Raw genomic sequence first — 19,968 nt, 5'->3', positions numbered from 1 at the left:
ACGTAGTTTCTCCTGAGGACCCTCGGCTCGATCCGGTCCTCCCCTCCGACGCAGGAAGGCGCAGCCCCATGTGCGGCATCATCGGTCTCCACCTCCGCGACCCCGCGCTGCACCCCATGCTGGGGCGCCTGCTCGACGACATGCTCTGCGGCGTCTCGGAGCGCGGGCCCGACTCGGTGGGCATCGCCGTCTACGGCGACGAGGAGCGCATCCCGCCGGGCCACGCGGCCGTGTCGGTGCTGCGGGCCCCCGGTGACCTCGCGGCGACCGTCGGCGGGCTGCTGCCGGGCACGCCCGCGGTCGGCGCGCAGGCGGCGGGGGACACAACGGTGCTCACCGCACCGGTCGCCGTCGACGCGCTCATCGCCGCGGTGTCCGCGGCCGCGCCGGACGCGCTGGTCGTCGGCAGCGGCACCGACCTCGTCGTCTACAAGGGCGCGGGCCACCCGCAGGATCTCGCCCGCACCTACGGGCTGCGCGACGTCACCGGCTGGCAGGGTCTCGCCCACACCCGCATGGCCACGGAGTCGGCGATCAACCCGGAGGGCTGCCACCCGTACTCGGTCGGCGCCGACCAGTGCCTCGTGCACAACGGCTCGTTCTCCAACCACGCGACCATCCGCCGTGAGCTGCGGCGCCAGGGGGTCGCCTTCGACTCGGAGAACGACTCCGAGGTCGGCGCGCGGTTCGTCGCGGCGTGCCTCGCCGAGGGCGACGACCTCGAGAAGGCGCTGCTGCGCCTCGGGGAGACGTTCGACGGCTTCTACACGCTGCTCGTCACCACCGCCGACGGGTTCGCGGTGGTCCGCGACGAGATCGCCTGCAAGCCCGCGGTGATCGCCGAGCACCCGCGCTGGGTGGCCATGGCCTCAGAGTTCCGGGCGCTGGCCGACCTGCCCGGCATCGACGAGGCCAGGATCTTCGAGCCCGACCCCGGCACGGTGTACACGTGGCAGCGCTGAGCCGCGCCGAGGCCGAGGCCCGCGAGCCGGCTGCGCACACCGCGCACACCGTGACGGTCGATCTCGCCACCGCGACCGTGCGGCAGCTCAACGCCGAGCTCCACCGGCCCTCCGCGACGTCCTACGAGGTGCTCCACCCGCAGGGCGCGCACTCGATCGCGGCCGGCGTCCACGACGAGATCGACGTGCACGTCCGCGGGCACGCCGGCTACTTCTGCGCCGGGATGAACCAGCTGGCGCACGTCGTGGTCGACGGCTCGGCGGGCAACGGCGTCGCCGAGAACATGATGTCCGGAACGGTGCGGGTCCGCGGGGACGCGTCGCAGTCGGCCGGCGCCACCGGGCGCGGCGGGCTGCTGGTCGTCGAGGGCTCGGCGTCGATGCGCTGCGGCATCTCGATGAAGGGCATCGACATCGTCGTGGGCGGGTCGGTCGGCCCGATGAGCGCGTTCATGGCCCAGGCGGGGCGGATGGTCGTGTGCGGCGACGCCGGCGACGGGCTGGGCGACTCGATCTACGAGGCCCGGCTCTACGTGCGCGGGTCGGTGGGCGCCCTCGGCGCGGACTGCGTCGAGAAGGAGGTGCGCGACGAGCACCGCGCCGAGCTCGCCGAGCTGCTCGACGCCGCCGGGTTCGACCACGACCCGGGCGGGTTCCGCCGCTACGGCTCGGCCCGCGGCCTCTACCACTTCACCAGCGAGCACTCGGGGACGTACTAGATGAAGGATCCCTCGGAGCGGGGCCTGCGCGAGTCGGCGACGTTCGACCGCGCCTCCATCGCCGCGATCCAGCACGCCGCGCGCACCGGCGTCTACGACATCCGCGGGTGGGGCGCCAAGCGGGCGGTGCCGCACTTCGACGACCTGCTCTTCCTCGGCGCGTCGATGTCGCGCTACCCGCTCGAGGGCTACCGCGAGCGCTGCGACACCGACGTCGTGCTCGGCGACCGCCACGCGACGCGGCCGTTGCACCTCGACATCCCCGTGACCATCGCCGGCATGAGCTTCGGCGCGCTCTCGGCGCAGGCCAAGGAGGCGCTGGGCCGGGGTGCCTCCGAGGTCGGGACGTCGACCACCACCGGTGACGGCGGCATGACCGACGAGGAGCGCGGCGAGTCGAAGACGCTCGTCTACCAGCTGCTGCCCAGCCGGTACGGGATGAACCCCGACCACCTGCGGGCCGCCGACGCCATCGAGGTGGTCCTCGGGCAGGGCGCCAAGCCGGGCGGCGGCGGGATGCTGCTCGGACAGAAGATCTCCGACCGGGTCGCCGAGATGCGCACGCTCCCGCCGGGGATCGACCAGCGCAGCGCCTGCCGGCACCCGGACTGGACCGGCCCCGACGACCTGACCATCAAGATCGGTGAGCTGCGCGAGATCACCGACTGGGAGAAGCCGATCTACGTCAAGGTCGGCGCGACCCGCACGTACTACGACGTCAAGCTGGCCGTGGCCGCCGGCGCGGACGTCGTGGTGGTCGACGGGATGCAGGGCGGCACGGCGGCCACCCAGGAGGTGTTCATCGAGCACGTCGGCATTCCGATCCTCGCGGCCATCCCGCAGGCGGTGCAGGCCCTGAGCGAGCTCGGGATGCACCGCAAGGTCCAGCTGATCGTCTCCGGCGGCATCCGCACGGGTGCGGACGTCGCGAAGGCGATGGCGCTGGGCGCGGACGCCGTCGCGATCGGGACCGCGGCGCTCATCGCGCTGGGCGACAACGACCCGCAGTACGCCGAGGAGTACGAGGCGCTCGGCTCGGCGGCCGGGTACTACGACGACTTCCAGGACGGCCGCGACCCCGCCGGGATCACCACGCAGGACGCGGAGCTCGCGAGCCGTCTCGACCCCGTCGAGGGCGGGCGCCGCGTCGCCAACTACCTGCGCGTGCTGACCATGGAGGCCCAGACGCTCGCCCGGGCCTGCGGGAAGGCCCACGTCCAGCACCTCGAGCCCGAGGACCTCGTGGCGCTCACCATCGAGGCCGCCGCGATGGCCCGGGTGCCGCTGGCGGGCACGTCGTGGATCCCCGGCGTCCGGGAGCTGACGGCGGCGTGCGGCACCCCGATACGCTGACCTGATGGGGCGACCGGAGGGTCCGGCCGCGCGCGAGGTCGACACCCCGGCCGACCACCACGGCCGGCTGGAACGGGCCATCGCCGCGCGCGTGCGCGAGCTGCGCCGCCTCGACGGGCGCACGGTCGCCGAGCTCGCGGCCCGCGCCGGGATGTCGAAGGCGACGCTCTCGAAGATCGAGAACGCGCAGATCTCGAGCAGCCTCACGAGCCTCGCCCGCCTCGCCGAGGCGCTCGAGGTCCCCGTCTCGTCGTTCTTCCGCGACGCCGACGGCCCCGGGGACGCGGTGCACACGCCGGCCGGCGCGGGCGCGCGGATCGTGGCGCGCGGGACGCGGGTCGGGCACGACTACACGCTGCTGGGCGGCCTGCGCGGCCCGCACCAGCGGATGGAGGCGCACCTCGTGCACCTCACCGAGTCCAGCGAGGTGTTCCCGCTGTTCCAGCACCCGGGCACCGAGCTGCTGTACATGCTGGAGGGCTCGATGGTCTACGGGCACGGCTCGGCGAGCTACACGCTCCACCCGGGCGACGCGCTGCAGCTCGACGGGGAGGGCGCGCACGGGCCCCGCGAGCTGTTGACGCTGCCCATCCGCTTCCTGTCGGTGGTGGCACACTCGCACCCCGAGGGCAGCTCGCACGACACCGCCCACGAGGCGGGACGCGCCTGATGTCGCGGGTGGTGAGCGCGCGCCGCGAGGTCGCCGCGCCGGCGGCGACGATCTTCGAGCTGATCGCCGACCCGGCGCGCCAGCCGCTGTGGGACGGCAACGAGAACCTCGCCGAGGCCGCCGAGGGCCAGCGCGTCCGGGCCGTCGGCGACGTCTTCCGCGTGCGGCTGACGATGGGGGAGGTGCGGGAGAACCACGTCGTCGAGTTCGACGAGGGCCGCCTCCTCGCCTGGCGTCCCGCCGAGCCGGGCTCGGAGCCGCCCGGGCACCTGTGGCGCTGGGAGCTCGAGCCGCTGGGGGAGGGGAGGACGGCGGTGACGCACACCTACGACTGGACGCAGCTGACCGACGAGGACCGCTTCCGCCGCGCCCGCGCGACGACGAGCGAGCGGTTGCAGGCGTCGCTGGACCGGCTCGCCGCGCTGGCCGAGGGCTGCTGACGGGTCAGCGCCGCGGACGCCGGAGCCGGGCCACGAGAGGGCGCCAGGCCCCGGTGCACCACAGCGCCCAGGCGACGAGGACCGGCTGGTAGAGCAGGCGCACGGCCCGCTCCCGGTCGGTGTCGAGCCCGAAGGCGGAGCGCCCCTCGACGTACTGGGCGACGTTGCCCGGGAAGATCGCGACGAAGAACGCCGCGACGACGAGGCCGACGACGACGCGCCGCCGGGCGAGCACCAGGAGCGCCAGCCCGAGGACGATCTCGACCACCCCGGACACGACCACGACGAGGTCGGCGTCGGCGGGGAACCACGACGGCACCTGCGCCCGGAACGCCACCCGGGCGACCGTGAGGTGCGCGGTCCCGGCGCCGATCAGCGCGAGACCGAGCACGACGCGGGCGACGGTGCGCAGGACCGCGCCGGCGCGGGACCCGGCGCTCACGGCGACCGGAGCACGTCGAGGAGCGCCGCCGTCACCACCCGGAGCTCCTCCTCGTCCCACCGCTCGGCGAGGCGCGCGTCGATGTCGGCGACGATGCGCATCCCGACCTCCCGGAGGCGGGCGCCCTCCTCGGTGACGTGCAGCTCGGCGGTGCGCCCGCGCCCGGGGTCGGTGCCGCGGGCGACGGCGCCGCGCTGCTCCAGGGCGGTCAGCGTGGCCTGCATGCTCTGCGGGGTGACGCCCGCACGCCGTGCGAGCTCGCTGTAGGACAGCCCCGGGTGCGGGGCGAGGTGGCCGAGCGCTGAGACGTGCCGCAGCGCGATCCCCTCTGCCCGCAGGCCCTCCTCGACCTGCTCGCGGACGCGGCGTCCGAGGGCCATGAGCAGGAAGGCGGGGCTGGTCGGCGGCTCCCCGGACGTCACGGCGAGCACCCTACTGGCCGAGGTTCCAGCCTGGCTGTAACCTGTTTCAGGCAGGCTGCAGCACGGCGATGGTGAGAGGTGTCCGTGGACGTCCAGATCGTGCTCTTCGACGGCTTCGACCCCCTCGACGTGCTCGGGCCCTACGAGGTCCTGCACCTCGGCGGCGGGCTCGCGGGTGGCGCGGTGAGCGTCGAGCTCGTCAGCGCCGAGGGGGCGCGCGCCGTGCCGAGCGGGCTGCCCGCGGTGACGCTGACGGCGTCGGCGCGGCTCGACCCGGCGGCCGCCGACCTCGTCGTCGTGCCCGGCGCCGCGGGCTCGCTGTCGCTCGACCCGACGGAGGAGGGGAGCGTGGCGTCGCTGCTCGCCCGCGCGGGCTCCGGGCCGCTGGGCCCGGCGCTGCGCGAGGCCGTCGAGCGCCCGGACACCGTCGTCGCCACGGTCTGCGGCGGGTCGCTGCTGGTCGCGTGGGGCGGGCTCGCCGACGGCCGTCCGCTCGTCACGCACAACCGGGGCCGGGACCTCGAGGGCACCGCCGCGCGCCCGGTGGAGGCGCGGGTCGTCGACGACGGCGACCTCGTCAGCGCCGGCAACGTCACCTGCGGTCTCGACCTGGCCCTGTACCTGCTCGAGCGGGACCTCGGCCCGCAGGTCGCGCACGCCGTCGAGCAGGTCATCCGCCTCGAGCGGCGCGGGACGGTGTGGCGGTCGGCCGCGTGAGCGCCGTGCTGCTCTCCGTCCACGTCCTGGCGGCCATCGTGGCGATCGGGCCCGTCTGCGTGGCGGCCAGCATGTTCCCGCCCGAGGCGCGCCGGGCCCTCGGCGAGCACCCCGGGGCGACGGCGCGGCTGCCCGTGCTCGCCCGCATCTGCCGGACCTACGCCCTCGTCGGCATCGCCGTGCCGGTGTTCGGGCTCGCGACGGCGTCGTCGATGGGCGTGCTCACCGAGCCGTGGGTGCTGGTGTCGATCGTGCTCACCGCGGCGGCGGCGGGGGTGCTCGCGGGGATGGTCCTGCCCCGCCGGCGGGCGCTGCTGGAAGGCGCCGGCCCGCGCGACGCCCTCGTGGCGTCGACCGCCCGGCTCGCCGCCGTCACCGGCGTGTTCAACCTGCTGTGGGCGGTGGTGACGGTGCTGATGATCGTGCGGCCCGGCTCGAGCACGGGGGTGTGAGCGTGCCGCCGCGGATCGCCGCGACCGTCGAGCTCGTCAGCCTCGTGGTCCTGCTCGCGAACCTCGTGACGGTGCGCCTCGACGGCGTCGCCGCGCTCGTCGGCCCCGTCCACGGCTGCGCGTACCTGGCGGTGATCGCCCTCGTGGTGGCCCGGTCGGGATGGCGGTCGCGCGCGGCGGCGTCGTCCCTCGTGCCCGGGGTCGGCGGTTGGGTCGCGTGCGTGGTCCTGGAGAGGCCCGCGGTCGGCGCCGACTGACCCGCACGAGCGGTGATCGCTCCCGGTGCTCCTCCGGGGCGATGTGGTCGACCCGCCGGAGCACCCGCGCCGATCATGACGATGGCGAGAACACCGCCCACACGCGGCCCGGCTCGTCGACCGGGCGCACGTCCAGCTCGTAGCCGTACCGCCGCGCGATCACCGCGGCCTCGTCGCTGTTGACGCTGCGGATCGTCAGCCCGACCTTCTGGTCGCGCAGCACCCGCCCCGCCAGCGCCTGGTCCAGCCGGCCCATCTCGAACCCGGCCGCCCACAGCTCGGCGTCGGCCGTGCCCTCCCGCGTGCCCTCGCGCATCCCGCGACCTCCTCCATATCCGGCGCGCTCCAAGTGTTGACCCTGCGGAACGCGGCTGTCTACAGTCATCGCCGTCAGATATATTAGTTGGCTACGATGAGGATCGCGGATGACGATCACAGTCGCCCCCGCGGCCCGGGCGCTCGACCGGACGCTCGCCGAGGCCGACCCCGAGGTGCACGCGCAGGTGCAGCACGAGGTCCGCCGGCAGGACCGGACGCTCGAGATGATCGCGAGCGAGAACGTCGCGCCGCTCGCGGTCCGCCAGGCGCAGGGCTCCGTCCTGACCAACAAGTACGCCGAGGGCTACCCCGGCCGGCGCTACTACGGCGGCTGCGAGCACGTCGACGTGATCGAGCAGCTCGCGATCGACCGGGTCTGCGCCCTGTTCGGCGCGCAGTACGCCAACGTGCAGCCGCACTCGGGCGCGCAGGCCAACGCCGCGGTGATGGCGGCGCTGCTCGAGCCGGGCGACACGATCCTCGGGCTCGCGCTCGCCCACGGCGGCCACCTCACCCACGGCATGCACCTGAACTTCTCGGGGCGCCTCTACGACGTCGCGGCCTACCACGTGCGCGCCGAGGACCAGCGCGTCGACATGGACGAGGTCCGCCGGCTCGCCCACGAGCGGCGCCCGAAGCTGATCGTCGCCGGCTGGTCGGCCTACCCGCGCCGGCTCGACTTCGCGGCGTTCCGCGCGATCGCCGACGAGGTCGGCGCCTACCTCATGGTCGACATGGCGCACTTCGCCGGACTCGTCGCCGCGGGGCTGCACCCGTCGCCGGTGCCGCACGCGCACGTCGTCACCTCGACGACGCACAAGACCCTCGGCGGCCCCCGCGGCGGCATCATCCTCGCCGGCGACCGCGAGCTCGCGAAGAAGCTGAACTCGAGCGTCTTCCCCGGTCAGCAGGGCGGCCCGCTCGAGCACGTCGTCGCGGCCAAGGCCGTCGCGTTCAAGCTCGCCGGCGAGCCGGAGTTCGCGCAGCGCCAGGAGCGCACGCTCGCCGGCGCCCGCCTGCTCGCCGAGCGCCTGCTGGCCGAGCCCGGCCTCGGGGTCGTCTCCGGCGGCACCGACGTCCACCTCGTGCTGGTCGACCTGCGCGAGGCCGAGCTCGACGGGAAGCAGGCCGAGGAGCGCCTGCGCCGCGTCGGGATCACGGTCAACCGCAACGCGGTCCCCTTCGACCCCCGCCCGCCGATGGTCAGCTCCGGCGTCCGCATCGGCACCGCCGCGCTCGCCGCCCGCGGGTTCGACACCGACGACTTCCGCGAGGCCGCCGACGTCGTCGCCCTCGCCCTGCGCCCGCAGGTCACCGACTCCGAGATCGACGCGCTCGCGCAGCGGGTCGCCGCCCTCGCCGCCCGCCACCGGATCGAGACGGAGACGCCGGCATGACCGCAGGCACCCCCGCAGGCACCACAGCAGCACCGAAGCCCCCGGGCGCCGACCTGCCCGAGCACCCCGACCACCTCTGGCGCGACGCCGAGCCGAAGAAGGCCTACGACGTCGTCATCGTCGGCGGCGGGGGCCACGGTCTCGCCACCGCGCACTACCTCGCGAAGCTCGGCATCACGAACGTCGCCGTGCTCGAGAAGGGCTGGCTCGCGGGCGGCAACATGGCCCGCAACACCACCCTCATCCGCTCGAACTACCTCTGGGACGAGTCCGCCGGCATCTACGAGCGAGCGCTGCAGCTCTGGGAGGGGCTCGAGGAGGACCTCGACTACCCGATCCTGTTCAGCCAGCGCGGCGTGCTCAACCTCGCGCACACCGAGCAGGACGTCCGCGACTCGGTACGCCGCGTCGAGGCCAACAAGCTCAACGGCATCGACGCCGAGTGGCTCGGGCCCGACGAGGTCGCGAAGGTCTGCCCGATCGTCAACGTCTCCTCGGACATCCGCTACCCGGTGCAGGGCGCGACGTTCCAGCCGCGGGCGGGCATCGCCAAGCACGACTACGTCGCCTGGGGCTTCGCCCGCCGCGCGAGCGAGGCCGGGATCGACATCATCCAGGACTGCGAGGTCACCGGCTTCGTCACCGACTCCGAGCGCGTCAGCGGCGTGCGCACCACCCGCGGCACCATCGCCGCCGGCACCGTCGCCCTCTGCGCCGCCGGGCACACGTCGACGCTGCTGGACATGCTCGGCGTCCGCGCGCCGCTGCAGTCGCACCCGCTGCAGGCCCTGGTCTCCGAGCTCCTCGAGCCCGTGCACCCGACGATCGTCATGTCGAACGCGGTGCACGTGTACGTCTCGCAGGCCCACAAGGGCGAGCTGGTCATGGGCGCCGGCGTCGACAGCTACAACGGCTACGGCCAGCGCGGCGCGTTCCACGTCATCGAGCGCCAGATGGCCGCGGCCGTCGAGCTCTTCCCGGTCTTCGCCCGCGCGCACCTGCTGCGCAGCTGGGCCGGGATCGTCGACGTCACCCCGGACGCGAGCCCGATCATCGGGCACACGCCCTACGAGAACGTCTTCCTCAACTGCGGCTGGGGCACCGGCGGCTTCAAGGCCACCCCGGGGCTGGGGTGGGCGTTCGCCGACACCCTCGCCCACGGCCGCCCCCACCCCCTCGTCGCGCCGTTCGGCCTCGACCGCTTCGTCACCGGTGCCCTCGTCGACGAGCACGGCGCCGCCGCCGTGGCCCACTGAGCCGGATCCCTGGGAGAACCCGTGCAACTCATCACCTGTCCCTGGTGCGGCCCCCGCGAGGAGGTCGAGTTCTCCTACGGCGGTCAGGCCGGGGTCGCCTACCCCGAGCACCCCGCCTCGCTGACCGACGAGCAGTGGGCGCACTTCGTCTTCTTCCGCGACAACCCCAAGGGGCCGTTCAGCGAGCGGTGGAGCCACAGCGCGGGCTGCCGCCGCTGGTTCACCGCCGTCCGCGACACCCGCACCTACCGCTTCCTCGGCAACCCGGAGCTGACCTCATGAGCCGCGTCGACGGATACGGCCGCATCGACCGCAGCCGCACGGTCACCGTGACCGTCGACGGCACCGCGTACGCCGGGCACCCCGGCGACACGGTCGCGTCGGTGCTGCTCGCCCACGACGCGCGGCCGCAGAACAGCAGCGTGAAGTACGGCCGGCCCCGCGGGATCGGCGCGGCGTGGACCGAGGACCCGGTCGGGCTCGTCCAGGTCGAGGAGCCCTTCCCCGAGCCGATGCTGCTGGCCGCGACGGTCGAGGCCACCGACGGTCTGGTCGTGCGCGGGGTCAACGGGCAGGGCCGGCTCGCCGAGGTCCCCGACACCGCCCGCTACGACCGCAGGCACACCCACTGCGACGTGCTCGTCGTCGGCGCCGGGCCCGCCGGGCTCGTCGCCGCCCGCGCCGCCGCCCGCGCCGGGCGGAGCGTCGTCCTCGTCGACGACCGCCCCGCCGCCGGCGGCACGCTGACCGGCACCGAGACGATCGACGGCCGGCCGTCACTGGACTTCGTCGCCGACACGGTCGCCGAGCTCGCCGCCCTGGGCGTCGTCCACCTGCAGCGGACCACCGCGTTCGGGCACTACGACGACGGCTTCGTCCTCGCCCTCGAGCGCCGCGGCGAGTCGGCGCGGACCCGCCAGCGCGTGCACCGCATCCGCGCCGGGCGCGTCGTGGTCGCCGCGGGCGCCATCGAGCGCCCCATCGCGTTCGAGGACAACGACCGCCCCGGCGTCATGCTGGCCGCGAGCGCGCGGGACCTCCTGCACCGCCACGGCGTGCTCGCCGGCCGCGAGGTCGTCGTGTTCACCAGCGACGACGCCGCCTACACCGCCGCGGCCGACCTGGCCGACGCGGGCGCGCGCGTCCGGGTCCTCGACGCCCGCGAGCGGGCGCCGCAGGCCGGGCGGCGACGCTGCGAGGAGCGCGGCGTCCCGGTCGAGACCGGCACGCTCGTGCACGGGACCCGCGGGGAGGACCGCGTCACCGCGGCCCTCGTCGGTGACGAGCGCCGCGAGGTCCCCTGCGACCTGTTGCTGGTCAGCGGCGGCTGGAACCCGGCCGCGCACCTGGCGAGCCACGTCGGCGGCTCGCTCGCGTACGACCCGGTCATCGGCGCGTTCCGGCCCGCCGCGCTGCCGCCGGGCGTCACCGTCGTCGGCGCGGCCAACGGCACGTTCGCCCTGGTCGACGTCCTGCGCGAGGCCGGCGGCCCCGAGGCGCCCGTCGCGCCCGCCGAGGAGTGGCCGGAGCCGACACTCGTGCTCTGGCGCACCCCCGGCGACCCCGCCCGGCAGTTCGTCGACATCGCGCGCGACGCCACCGTGGCCGACGTCGAGCGGGCGGTCGGGGCCGGCATGACCCACCCCGAGCACGTCAAGCGGTACACGACCATCGGCACCGCGCACGACCAGGGCAAGACGTCCGGCGTCATCGCGCTCGGGATCATCGCCGAGCTCACCGGGCGGCCGATCCAGGAGGTCGGCACCACCACCGCCCGGCCGCCGTACACGCCGGTCGCGTTCGCCGCCCTCGCGGGCCGGGAGCGCGGCGACCTGTTCGACCCGGTGCGCACCACCGCGCTGCACGCCTGGCACGTGGCCGCGGGCGCCGAGTTCGAGGACGTCGGGCAGTGGCGGCGCGCCCGGCACTACCCGCAGGTCGGCGAGGACATGACCGCCGCCGTGTTGCGCGAGTGCGCCGCGGTGCGCACCTCCGTCGGGATGATGGACGCCTCGACCCTGGGCAAGATCGACGTCCGGGGCCCCGACGCGCCGGTGCTGCTCGACCGGCTCTACACGAACATGATGTCGAGCCTCAAGGTCGGGCGCGTCCGCTACGGCGTCGTGTGCGGCGCCGACGGCATGGTGGTCGACGACGGCACGGTGCTGCGCCTCGCCGCGGACCGCTACCTCGTCACGACCACCACCGGCAACGCCGCCGCCGTCCTCGACCGGATGGAGGAGTGGCTCCAGACCGAGTGGCCGGACCTGCGGGTGCGGCTGACCTCGGTGACCGAGCAGTGGTCGATCGCCGCCGTCGCGGGCCCGCGCTCGCGCGACGTCATCGGCGCGGTCTTCCCCGACGTGGACGTGTCCGCCGAGGGCTTCGGCTTCATGACCTGGCAGGACACCTCGCTCGACGGCGTGTCGGTGCGGCTCGCACGCATCTCGTTCTCCGGCGAGCTGGCCTTCGAGGTCACCGTCAGCTCCTGGTACGCGCCGGCGCTGTGGGAGCGGCTCGTCGAGGCCGGGGCGCCGTACGGGATCACGCCCTACGGCACCGAGACCATGCACGTCCTGCGGGCCGAGAAGGGCTACCCGATCATCGGGCAGGACACCGACGGCACCGTCTCGCCCCACGACCTCGGCATGGCCTGGGCGGTGTCGACGAAGAAGGACGACTTCGTCGGCAAGCGGTCGTACGCCCGCGCGGAGAACCGCAACCCGTTGCGCAAGCAGCTGGTCTCCCTGCTGCCCACCGACGGCGCCACGAAGCTGCCCGAGGGCTCGCAGATCGTGGCGCACTGCGACGACGGCCGGCTGCCCCCGGCGCCCGTGCCGATGCTCGGGCACGTCACGTCCAGCTACCACAGCGCCGCGCTCGCCCGGCCCTTCGCGCTCGCCCTGGTCAAGGGCGGGCGGGAGCGCCTCGGCGAGGTCGTGCACGTGCCCGTCGGCGACGAGCTGGTGGCTGCCCGCATCGGCGAGTCGGTGCTCGTCGACCCCGAAGGAGCCCGCAGAGATGGCTGATCGCACCCTCACCCCGACCCACCCGCTGGCCGACCGCCGGTGCCTCCTGGCCGCGGTCGCCGACGAGACCGCCGGCGCGGTCCGCCTCGAGCTCGAGGCGCCCGTCGCCGCCGTCGACCTGCGTCTCGACCCCCGTGGCACCGGGCCGGCGGCGATCGCGGCCGCCCTCGGGGTGGAGCTGCCCTCCGCGCCCGACACGTGGACCGCGCACCCCACCGGCACCGCGCTGCGCCTCGGGCCCGACGAGTGGCTGCTGACCAGCACCGCCGTCCAGCCCGAGGACTGGGAGTTCCACGTCGACGAGGTCGCCGCCGCCCACGGCGGCATGGCGGTCGACGTGTCCGCCCAGCGCACGAGCCTGCGGGTGCGGGGCGCGGCCCGGGAGCTGCTCTCGTTCGGCTGCGCGCTCGACCTGCGCCCCGCCGCGTTCCCGCGGGGCCGCTGCGCCCAGACCCTCCTCGGTCAGTCCGGGGTGCTGCTCGTCGCGCACGACGTCGACGACCTGCAGATCCTCGTCCGCCCCTCCTTCGCCGCGTACGTCGCCGACCTCCTGGTCGACGCCGCCGCCGAGCTCGTCCCGTAACCCGTCTCGCCCGAGTCCTGGAGACGCCATGAGCAGCACCCCCCGCGTCGTCGTCATCGGGGCCGGCATCGTCGGCGCCAACCTCGCCGACGAGCTCACCGCCCGCGGCTGGACCGACGTCACGGTCCTCGACCAGGGGCCGCTGCCGCTGGCCGGCGGCTCGACCTCGCACGCCCCCGGCCTGGTGTTCCAGACCAACGCGTCGAAGACGATGAGCGAGTTCGCCTCGTACACCGTCGAGAAGTTCCTCGGCCTGGGCAGTGTCCTCGGCGGCGGGGACGGCACCTGGTGCTTCAACCAGGTCGGCGGGCTCGAGGTCGCGACGACCCCCGAGCGGCTCGCCGACCTGCACCGCAAGCAGGGCTGGGCCACCGCCCGCGGCATCCCGGCCGAGGTCGTCGACGTCGACGCGTGCGTCCGGCTGCACCCGCTCATCGACCCCTCGCGGATCCTCGGCGGCCTGCACACCCCGACCGACGGGCTCGCGAAGGCCGCCCGCGCCGTCACGGCGCTGATGCGGCGGGCGGGGTCGCGGGGCGCGGTGTTCCGCGGCTCGACGCGGGTCACGGGCGTCGCGCAGCAGGGCGGGCGGGTCACCGGCGTCGAGACCGACCAGGGCCTCGTGCCGGCCGACGTCGTCGTGTCCTGCGCCGGGTTCTGGGGCCAGGCGATCGGCGACATGGTCGGGATGCGCGTGCCGCTGCTGCCGCTCGCGCACCAGTACGTGGTCACCGGCCAGGTGCCCGACCTCGTCGGCCGCAACGACGAGGCGGTCGAGGCGCGGCTGCCGATCCTGCGCCACCAGGACCAGGACCTCTACTACCGCGAGCACCACGACCGCATCGGCATCGGCTCCTACGCCCACCGCCCGATGCCGGTCTCGCTCGCCGAGCTGCCCGAGACCGACGACGTCACCGAGGCCCGCCAGCCCTCGATGCTGCCGTTCACCGAGGACGACTTCGCGCCGCAGTGGGAACAGAGCCGCCTGCTGCTGCCCTCGCTGCACGACGCGAAGGTCGACTCGGGCTTCAACGGCGTCTTCTCCTTCACCCCCGACGGCGGGCCGCTGATCGGCGAGTCCCCGGACGTCAAGGGCTTCTGGATCGCCGAGGCCGTGTGGGTCACGCACTCCGCGGGCGTGGCGCGCAGCGTCGCCCAGCTGCTCGTCGACGGGCGCAGCCAGATCGACCTGCACGGCTGCTCGGTGCACCGCTTCGACGAGTTCGCGCTCGCCGACGACTACGTGCGCGAGACCTCGCAGCAGAACTTCGTCGAGATCTACGACATCGTGCACCCGCTGCAGCCGCGCCTCTCGCCCCGCGAGGTGCGCACCAGCCCCTTCCACGCCCGGCAGACCGACCTGGGCGCGGTGTTCGGAGAGTCGCACGGCTGGGAGCGCCCGCACTGGTACGAGGCCAACGCGCCGCTGGTCGCGGAGCTGCCGCCGGAGTGGGCGCCGCCGTCGCGCGACGCCTGGTCGGCCCGCTTCCACTCGCCGATCGCGGCGGTCGAGGCGTGGAAGACGCGCACCGCCGTGGCCCTCTACGACATGACCCCGCTGACGCGGATCGAGGTCTCCGGGCGCGGGGCGCTCGCGTTCCTCGACCGGCTCACCACCGGGAAGATGGACAAGTCCGTCGGCGCGGTGACCTACACGCTCGCCCTCGACGAGGCCGGCGGCATCCGCAGCGACCTCACCGTCGCCCGGCTCGGCGAGGACCTCTTCCAGGTCGGCGCCAACGGCCCCCTCGACGTCCACCTCCTCGAGCAGGCGGCGGCCGGCGAGCCCGACGTCACCGTCCGCGACATCACCGGCGGCACGTGCTGCATCGGGGTTTGGGGCCCGCTCGCCCGCGACCTCGTCGCGCCGCTGACCTCGGCGGACCTGTCGCACGAGGGCCTGAAGTACTTCCGCGCCACACGCGCGGTGATCGGCGGCGTGCCGGTGACCGCGATGCGGCTGTCGTACGTCGGCGAGCTCGGCTGGGAGATCTACACGTCGGCCGAGTACGGGCAGCGGCTCTGGGACGTGCTGTGGCGCGCCGGGCAGCCCCTCGGTGTGGTCGCGGCCGGGCGAGCGGCGTTCAACAGCCTGCGCCTGGAGAAGGGCTACCGCAGCTGGGGCGCCGACATGACGACCGAGCACAGCCCGTACGAGGCGGGCGTCGGCTTCGCCGTGCGGCCGTCGACGAAGGGCGACTTCGTGGGCCGCGAGGCCGTCACGGCGCCGGGCGCGCAGGACGTCACGCGGTCCCTGACCTGCCTGACCGTCGACGACGGGCGCAGCGTCGTGCTGGGCCACGAGCCGGTCCTCGTCGACGGGGCGCCCGCGGGCTACGTGACGTCGGCGGCGTTCGGCCACACGGTGGGCCGGCCCGTCGCCTACGCGTGGCTGCCGGCGGGACTCGCGCCCGGGACACCCGTAGAGATCTCCTACTTCGGGCATCCCGTCCGCGCGACGGTCGCCAGCGAGCCGCTGGTCGACCCGGAGATGGCGCGGATCCGGCGCTGAAGACAGCGGCGGGCGGAGACGCGTCAGCGGACGACCCCGTGGGAGGCCCCGTGGGAGACATGGTGCGCAGCCGAACGGTCGACCAGGTCGTGGAGTCCTTCGCGACCCCGAGCGCCGGCCCGGGCGGCCGGGCGGACGCTCGGGCCGGTGCCGCCCTCCACGCCGCGATCGGGGCCGCGTTCGTGGCCCGGGCCGCGGCCTCGGTCGGCGGGCGCGCGGGGGAGACGGCCGACGAGCTGCAGGAAGCCGCGCTGGCGCTCGCCGAGGGGGAGGCGAGCGCCGCGCCGGCCGAGGCCGCCCGCGCGGCGGTGCGCGTCCTCGAGGTCGCCGAGCGCGCCCTGACCCTCGCCGAGACCCTGCGTCCCGTCGGCGACCGTGCCGCGGCCACCGACGTCGCCACCGCCGCCGAGGCGCTGCGCGCGGCGGTGGGCACGGCGCGCGTCGAGGTCGAGGTGCACCTGGTCGCGGTCACCGACCCGGCCGACCGCGAGGAGCTGCTCCTCGCGATCGACCCCGTCGACGACGTCGTCCTGCGCGCCGCGAAGCTCACCGCCGTGGTCCGGGAGCAGATCCACCGCTGAGGCCTCCGTGCGTGATCTTCTGAGCCATGGCTCAGAAGATCACGCACGTCGGCGTGCCTCAGATGACCGCGCGGATCGCCTTCTCGAAGCCCAGCACGTGCTGGCGGGCGCGGCGGGCGGCGACGTCGGCCTCGCCGTCGGCGATGGTGCGCAGCAGGCCGGCGTGCTCCTCGACGTGCGAGACGAAGTCGTTCATGCGGTCGAGGAACAGGCAGAAGATGCGCGTCGCGAGGTTGTCGTAGCGCACGAGGGTGTCCTCGAGGTGTGGGTTGCCCGCGGCGCTGTAGATCGCGCGGTGCACCCGCATGTCCCAGCGCATCAGCTCGTCGCGGGTCAGCGACGGCACGTCGAGCGCCTCGGTGGCGTCGGCGAGGGCGCGCAGGTCCGCCCGCACCGCCTCGCTCGCGCTCTCGGCCGCCCGGCGCGCGGCCAGGGGCTCGAGCTGCACACGGATGTCGGAGATGTAGGCCAGGTCGGTGATGTCGACGGCGGTGGCGAACGTGCCGCGGCGCGAGTAGGAGATGACCAGCCGGTCGACCTCGAGCCGCTTGAGCGCCTCGCGGACCGGCGTGCGGCCGACCCCCAGGGACTCCACCAGCGCGACCTCGTCGATCGGGGCCATCGGGGGGATGTCCAGCATGATCAGCTTGTCCTGGATCGCCTGGTAGGCGCGCTCGGACAGCGACAGCGGGGGGCTCGACTCCTGCTCGTCCGGGAGAACCGTCACGACCGGAGCCTACAACAGATGGAGCAGCTCTTCTCACATCCGTGCTGTATTGATATACTAGTCCAACATCAATTGCTCTCTCTGCGCCCCAGGGGTGACCGTGGCCATCTCGGTGTTCGACCTGTTCAAGGTGGGGATCGGCCCGTCCAGCTCGCACACAGTGGGGCCGATGCGGGCGGCGTTCCTCTTCGTCTCGCGCCTGCACGACACCGACCGGCTCCACCGCGTCGCGGGTGTCCGCGCCGAGCTGTTCGGCTCGCTCGGGGCCACCGGTCACGGGCACGGCAGCGTGGGCGCCGTCGTGCTGGGCCTGTGCGGGGAGCAGCCCCACCTCGTCGACCCGGTGGAGGCCGAGCCACTCGTCGCCGCGGCGCGGGCGGAGGGCCGGATCGCGCTCGGCGCGAAGCACCCGGTCGCGTTCTCGGTCGCCGACGACGTCGTGCTCCACCGCACGAAGCGCCTGCCGTTCCACAGCAACGGCATGGTGTTCACGGCGTTCGACGGCGACGGGGCCGAGCTCGCGCGCCGCGAGTACTACTCGGTGGGCGGCGGGTTCGTCCTCGACGAGGACGAGACCGGCGGGCCCGTGCTGCGCGAGGACGCGACGCCCGAGTGCCATCCCTTCACCAGCGGCGACGAGCTCGTCGCGATCGCCCGGTCGCACGGCCTGCGCATCAGCGACGTCGTCCTCGCCAACGAGGCGTCGTGGCGCCCGGAGCCGGAGACGCGGGCGGGCCTGCTGCACCTGTGGTCGGTGATGCGCGAGTGCGTCGAGCGCGGCTGCCGCACCGAGGGCGTGCTGCCCGGGGGCCTGCGGGTGCGACGGCGCGCGCCGGGCCTGCGCCGCCGCCTCGACGAGGAGGGCGCGGGCTGTACGGACATGGACCGCGTGACGCTCGACGCGCTCGCGGTCAACGAGGAGAACGCCGCGGGTGGGCGGGTCGTCACCGCGCCGACCAACGGAGCGGCCGGGATCGTGCCCGCGGTGCTGCACCACGCGGCCCGCTCGCTGCGGGGGTTCGACGACGACGCCGCCGTGCGCTTCCTGCTCACCGCCGGCGCGGTCGGCCTGCTGTTCAAGCGGAACGCGTCGATCTCGGGGGCCGAGGTCGGGTGCCAGGGCGAGGTCGGGTCGGCGTGCTCGATGGCCGCGGCGGGCTTCGCGGAGCTGCTCGGCGGCACGCCCGAGCAGGTCGAGAACGCCGCCGAGATCGGCATCGAGCACAACCTGGGCCTGACCTGCGACCCCGTCGGCGGGCTCGTGCAGATCCCCTGCATCGAGCGCAACGCCGTGGCGTCGGTCAAGGCCATCACCGCCGCGCGCATGGCCGTGCGCGGCGACGGCGTCCACCACGTCTCGCTGGACAAGGCGATCCGGACGATGCGGGAGACGGGCGCCGACATGAAGGTCAAGTACAAGGAGACGGCCCGCGGCGGGCTCGCTCTCACCGTCGTGGAGTGCTGAGGAGCGCCGCGTGACCGACCCGTCCGGCTCGTCCGACTCGTTCGTCCTGACCCTGAGCTGCCCGAACCGCACGGGCATCGTGCGCGCGGTCTCGAGCCACCTCGCCGCGCACGGCGCCGACATCGTCGAGCACCAGCAGTTCGACGACCCCGTCAGCGGCCGCCTCTTCCTGCGCACGCGCGTGGCCGCACCGGCCGGCACGGACCTCGACACCGTCGCGACGGACTTCGCCCCGGTCGCCGAGGCGTTCGCCATGGACCACGCGTTCCACCGGCCGGCCGCGCCGCGGGTCCTCGTCATGGTCTCGACGTCCGGGCACTGCCTCAACGACCTGCTCTTCCGCTGGCGCTCGGGCAGCCTCGGCGCCGAGCTCGTCGGCGTCGTCAGCAACCACGAGACGCTGCGGCCGATGGCCGAGTCGGCGGGCCTGCCCTACGTCCACGTGCCGGTGACGCCGGCGACGAAGCCCGACGCCGAGGCCGAGATGCTGCGGATCGTCGACGAGCTCGACGTGGAGCTCGTGGTGCTCGCCCGCTACATGCAGGTGCTCTCCGACCGCACCTGCGCCGCGCTGCGGGGGCGCGCGATCAACATCCACCACTCGTTCCTGCCCGGCTTCGCGGGCGCCAAGCCCTACCACCAGGCCTACGACCGCGGGGTGAAGTTCGTCGGCGCCACCGCGCACTACGTCACCGCCGACCTCGACGAGGGCCCGATCATCGAGCAGGAGGTCGTGCGCATCGACCACTCCTACGACCCGCGGGCCCTGCAGACCGTGGGCCGCGACGCCGAGGCGCTGGCGCTCTCCCGCGCGGTGCGCTGGCACTGCGAGCGCCGGGTGCTCGTCGACGGCCACCGCACGGTGGTGTTCCGCTGAGCCGCGCCTACTCCCCGCGGTGGCCGAGCTTCCCCGACAGCTCCGCCGCGCCCTCGCGCAGGTCGGCGACGATGGCCCGGGCGCGGCGGCGGGGCAGGCGGTAGACCGGGCCGGTGGCCGAGAGCGCCGCGGCGACGGTGCCGTCGGCCGCGGACACCGGTACCGCGACGGCGTGCATGCCGACCTCGAGCTCCTCGTACGAGCGGGCGTGGCCCTCGTCGAGGACCCGTGCCAGCTCGGTGCGCAGGGCGACGACCTCGGTGATGGTGTCGTCGGTGTACCGCGCGAGACGCCGGCGCAGCACCGCGCGGCGCTCGTCCTCGGGCGCCCAGGCGAGCAGGACCTTGCCGGCGGCGGTGGCGTGCAGGGGGCTGCGGCGCCCCACCCAGTTCTGCGAGGCGATCGCCGCGGTGCCGAACTCCTGCGCGACCGTGATGGCGGCCTCGCCGTCGGTCACCGCGAGGTTCACCGTCTCGCCGAGCGCCTCGGCGAGGCGCTGGCAGACCGGCTGGCCGAGGCGGGCCAGGTCGAGCCGCCCGGTCGTCGCGGCCGCCAGCCGCACGATGCCGAAGCTCAGCGTGTATTTGCCGCGGTCGGAGAGCTGCTCGAGCAGGTGGCGGTGCGACAGCGCGGCGACGAGTCGTGAGGCGGTGGACTTGTGCACGTCGAGCCCCTCGGCGATCTCCGTGATGCCGAGCTCGCCCCGCGCGGCCACCATCTCGAGGATGGTGACCGCGCGGTCGACGGACTGGACCGCGGAGGCGCCGGTGCCCGAGGTGCTCATGAGTG

Annotated in this window: 22 protein-coding genes; 17 read left to right on the top strand and 5 right to left on the bottom strand. The window is 74.5% G+C overall.

The window, feature by feature from the left end:
- Positions 1–68: 68 nt before the first annotated feature.
- Genes ACYX4T_RS10455 through ACYX4T_RS10435 form a run of 5 tightly spaced genes read left to right on the top strand, consistent with a single transcriptional unit; the run spans position 69 to position 4,144 of the window.
- Entirely contained in the window at positions 69–962 is an 894-nt protein-coding gene (locus tag ACYX4T_RS10455; RefSeq protein WP_476014457.1) for a class II glutamine amidotransferase domain-containing protein, read from the top strand.
- Positions 950–1,681, top strand: coding sequence for a glutamate synthase (locus tag ACYX4T_RS10450; protein ID WP_476014456.1), 732 nt, complete (start codon positions 950–952; stop codon positions 1,679–1,681). The genes ACYX4T_RS10455 and ACYX4T_RS10450 overlap by 13 nt, the downstream gene beginning before the upstream one ends.
- A complete protein-coding gene (locus ACYX4T_RS10445; protein WP_476014455.1) occupies positions 1,682–3,034 on the top strand; it encodes an FMN-binding glutamate synthase family protein in 1,353 nt (450 codons plus the stop codon). It abuts the gene before it with no gap.
- Positions 3,035–3,038: 4 nt separating this feature from the next.
- A complete protein-coding gene (locus ACYX4T_RS10440) occupies positions 3,039–3,704 on the top strand; it encodes a helix-turn-helix domain-containing protein (protein ID WP_476014454.1) in 666 nt (221 codons plus the stop codon).
- Complete coding sequence (locus ACYX4T_RS10435; RefSeq protein WP_476014453.1) at positions 3,704–4,144, top strand: SRPBCC family protein; 441 nt, start codon at positions 3,704–3,706, stop codon at positions 4,142–4,144. Before ACYX4T_RS10440 ends, ACYX4T_RS10435 begins: the two co-directional genes overlap by 1 nt.
- A gap of 4 nt (positions 4,145–4,148) precedes the next feature.
- Here ACYX4T_RS10435 and ACYX4T_RS10430 read toward each other — a convergent pair whose 3' ends face one another.
- Together ACYX4T_RS10430 and ACYX4T_RS10425 are read right to left on the bottom strand one after the other, a co-directional pair.
- Positions 4,149–4,586, bottom strand: coding sequence for a DoxX family protein (locus ACYX4T_RS10430; protein WP_476014452.1), 438 nt, complete (start codon positions 4,584–4,586; stop codon positions 4,149–4,151).
- Positions 4,583–5,008 (bottom strand): MarR family winged helix-turn-helix transcriptional regulator, encoded by a 426-nt coding sequence (locus tag ACYX4T_RS10425; RefSeq protein WP_476014451.1) that lies wholly within the window; start codon positions 5,006–5,008, stop codon positions 4,583–4,585. The genes ACYX4T_RS10430 and ACYX4T_RS10425 overlap by 4 nt, the downstream gene beginning before the upstream one ends.
- Before the next feature lie 84 nt (positions 5,009–5,092).
- Here ACYX4T_RS10425 and ACYX4T_RS10420 point away from each other — a divergent pair, with 84 nt between their 5' ends.
- Genes ACYX4T_RS10420 through ACYX4T_RS10410 form a run of 3 tightly spaced genes read left to right on the top strand, consistent with a single transcriptional unit; the run spans position 5,093 to position 6,434 of the window.
- Entirely contained in the window at positions 5,093–5,725 is a 633-nt protein-coding gene (locus ACYX4T_RS10420; RefSeq protein WP_476014450.1) for a DJ-1/PfpI family protein, read from the top strand.
- Positions 5,722–6,177 carry a hypothetical protein gene (locus tag ACYX4T_RS10415; protein WP_476014449.1) on the top strand — a complete coding sequence of 152 codons (456 nt, stop codon included), beginning with the start codon at positions 5,722–5,724 and terminating at the stop codon, positions 6,175–6,177. Before ACYX4T_RS10420 ends, ACYX4T_RS10415 begins: the two co-directional genes overlap by 4 nt.
- Positions 6,174–6,434, top strand: coding sequence for a DUF3817 domain-containing protein (locus ACYX4T_RS10410; protein WP_476014448.1), 261 nt, complete (start codon positions 6,174–6,176; stop codon positions 6,432–6,434). Before ACYX4T_RS10415 ends, ACYX4T_RS10410 begins: the two co-directional genes overlap by 4 nt.
- A 73-nt stretch (positions 6,435–6,507) precedes the next feature.
- Here ACYX4T_RS10410 and ACYX4T_RS10405 read toward each other — a convergent pair whose 3' ends face one another.
- On the bottom strand, positions 6,508–6,750 hold the full coding sequence (locus ACYX4T_RS10405) for a hypothetical protein (protein ID WP_476014447.1): 243 nt from the start codon (positions 6,748–6,750) through the stop codon (positions 6,508–6,510).
- Positions 6,751–6,859: 109 nt separating this feature from the next.
- Here ACYX4T_RS10405 and glyA point away from each other — a divergent pair, with 109 nt between their 5' ends.
- From glyA to ACYX4T_RS10370, 7 genes are read left to right on the top strand one after another with little or no spacing between them, the layout of a single operon-like run.
- Entirely contained in the window at positions 6,860–8,149 is a 1,290-nt protein-coding gene (glyA, locus tag ACYX4T_RS10400; RefSeq protein ID WP_476014446.1) for a serine hydroxymethyltransferase, read from the top strand.
- A complete protein-coding gene (locus ACYX4T_RS10395; protein ID WP_476014445.1) occupies positions 8,146–9,405 on the top strand; it encodes a sarcosine oxidase subunit beta family protein in 1,260 nt (419 codons plus the stop codon). Before glyA ends, ACYX4T_RS10395 begins: the two co-directional genes overlap by 4 nt.
- A gap of 21 nt (positions 9,406–9,426) precedes the next feature.
- Complete coding sequence (locus ACYX4T_RS10390; protein WP_476014444.1) at positions 9,427–9,687, top strand: sarcosine oxidase subunit delta; 261 nt, start codon at positions 9,427–9,429, stop codon at positions 9,685–9,687.
- A complete protein-coding gene (locus tag ACYX4T_RS10385) occupies positions 9,684–12,434 on the top strand; it encodes an FAD-dependent oxidoreductase (protein ID WP_476014443.1) in 2,751 nt (916 codons plus the stop codon). The genes ACYX4T_RS10390 and ACYX4T_RS10385 overlap by 4 nt, the downstream gene beginning before the upstream one ends.
- Entirely contained in the window at positions 12,427–13,017 is a 591-nt protein-coding gene (locus tag ACYX4T_RS10380; protein ID WP_476014442.1) for a sarcosine oxidase subunit gamma, read from the top strand. Before ACYX4T_RS10385 ends, ACYX4T_RS10380 begins: the two co-directional genes overlap by 8 nt.
- 28 nt (positions 13,018–13,045) lie before the next feature.
- A complete protein-coding gene (locus ACYX4T_RS10375) occupies positions 13,046–15,529 on the top strand; it encodes a GcvT family protein (protein ID WP_476014441.1) in 2,484 nt (827 codons plus the stop codon).
- Positions 15,530–15,588: 59 nt separating this feature from the next.
- On the top strand, positions 15,589–16,110 hold the full coding sequence (locus ACYX4T_RS10370; protein ID WP_476015236.1) for a cyclodeaminase/cyclohydrolase family protein: 522 nt from the start codon (positions 15,589–15,591) through the stop codon (positions 16,108–16,110).
- A 58-nt stretch (positions 16,111–16,168) separates the two neighbouring features.
- Here the strand turns inward: ACYX4T_RS10370 and ACYX4T_RS10365 are convergent, their stop codons facing one another.
- Positions 16,169–16,837, bottom strand: a complete 669-nt coding sequence (locus ACYX4T_RS10365; RefSeq protein WP_476014440.1) for a GntR family transcriptional regulator — start codon at positions 16,835–16,837, stop codon at positions 16,169–16,171.
- A gap of 100 nt (positions 16,838–16,937) precedes the next feature.
- On the opposite strand from ACYX4T_RS10365, the gene ACYX4T_RS10360 reads away from it, so the two are divergent.
- Both ACYX4T_RS10360 and purU read left to right on the top strand, forming a co-directional pair.
- The gene (locus ACYX4T_RS10360; RefSeq protein WP_476014439.1) at positions 16,938–18,302 is read left to right on the top strand and encodes an L-serine ammonia-lyase; all 1,365 of its coding nucleotides are present in this window, start codon (positions 16,938–16,940) and stop codon (positions 18,300–18,302) included.
- 10 nt (positions 18,303–18,312) lie between these two features.
- A complete protein-coding gene (gene purU, locus ACYX4T_RS10355; RefSeq protein WP_476014438.1) occupies positions 18,313–19,179 on the top strand; it encodes a formyltetrahydrofolate deformylase in 867 nt (288 codons plus the stop codon).
- Positions 19,180–19,186: 7 nt separating this feature from the next.
- Here purU and ACYX4T_RS10350 read toward each other — a convergent pair whose 3' ends face one another.
- Positions 19,187–19,963: an IclR family transcriptional regulator gene (locus ACYX4T_RS10350; protein WP_476014437.1), complete on the bottom strand. Its 777-nt coding sequence runs from the start codon at positions 19,961–19,963 to the stop codon at positions 19,187–19,189.
- Between the last annotated feature and the right edge of the window lie 5 nt (positions 19,964–19,968).

The sequence above is a fragment of the Actinomycetospora sp. ABD4_176 genome (genome assembly GCF_056311855.1).
The sequence above is the reverse complement of the archived record's forward strand: the minus strand, read 5'-3'. Positions and strand labels throughout refer to the sequence as shown.

What these genes read in the sequence shown, in the direction of transcription:
- ACYX4T_RS10405 (WP_476014447.1), bottom strand. Translation starts at nt 6,750, where the DNA reads ATGCGCGAGGGCACGCGGGAGGGCACGGCCGACGCCGAGCTGTGGGCG.
- glyA (WP_476014446.1), top strand. Translation starts at nt 6,860, where the DNA reads ATGACGATCACAGTCGCCCCCGCGGCCCGGGCGCTCGACCGGACGCTC.
- ACYX4T_RS10370 (WP_476015236.1), top strand. Translation starts at nt 15,589, where the DNA reads ATGGTGCGCAGCCGAACGGTCGACCAGGTCGTGGAGTCCTTCGCGACC.
- ACYX4T_RS10350 (WP_476014437.1), bottom strand. Translation starts at nt 19,963, where the DNA reads ATGAGCACCTCGGGCACCGGCGCCTCCGCGGTCCAGTCCGTCGACCGC.
- ACYX4T_RS10395 (WP_476014445.1), top strand. Translation starts at nt 8,146, where the DNA reads ATGACCGCAGGCACCCCCGCAGGCACCACAGCAGCACCGAAGCCCCCG.
- ACYX4T_RS10375 (WP_476014441.1), top strand. Translation starts at nt 13,046, where the DNA reads ATGAGCAGCACCCCCCGCGTCGTCGTCATCGGGGCCGGCATCGTCGGC.
- ACYX4T_RS10440 (WP_476014454.1), top strand. Translation starts at nt 3,039, where the DNA reads ATGGGGCGACCGGAGGGTCCGGCCGCGCGCGAGGTCGACACCCCGGCC.
- ACYX4T_RS10435 (WP_476014453.1), top strand. Translation starts at nt 3,704, where the DNA reads ATGTCGCGGGTGGTGAGCGCGCGCCGCGAGGTCGCCGCGCCGGCGGCG.
- ACYX4T_RS10385 (WP_476014443.1), top strand. Translation starts at nt 9,684, where the DNA reads ATGAGCCGCGTCGACGGATACGGCCGCATCGACCGCAGCCGCACGGTC.
- ACYX4T_RS10445 (WP_476014455.1), top strand. Translation starts at nt 1,682, where the DNA reads ATGAAGGATCCCTCGGAGCGGGGCCTGCGCGAGTCGGCGACGTTCGAC.
- ACYX4T_RS10455 (WP_476014457.1), top strand. Translation starts at nt 69, where the DNA reads ATGTGCGGCATCATCGGTCTCCACCTCCGCGACCCCGCGCTGCACCCC.
- ACYX4T_RS10380 (WP_476014442.1), top strand. Translation starts at nt 12,427, where the DNA reads ATGGCTGATCGCACCCTCACCCCGACCCACCCGCTGGCCGACCGCCGG.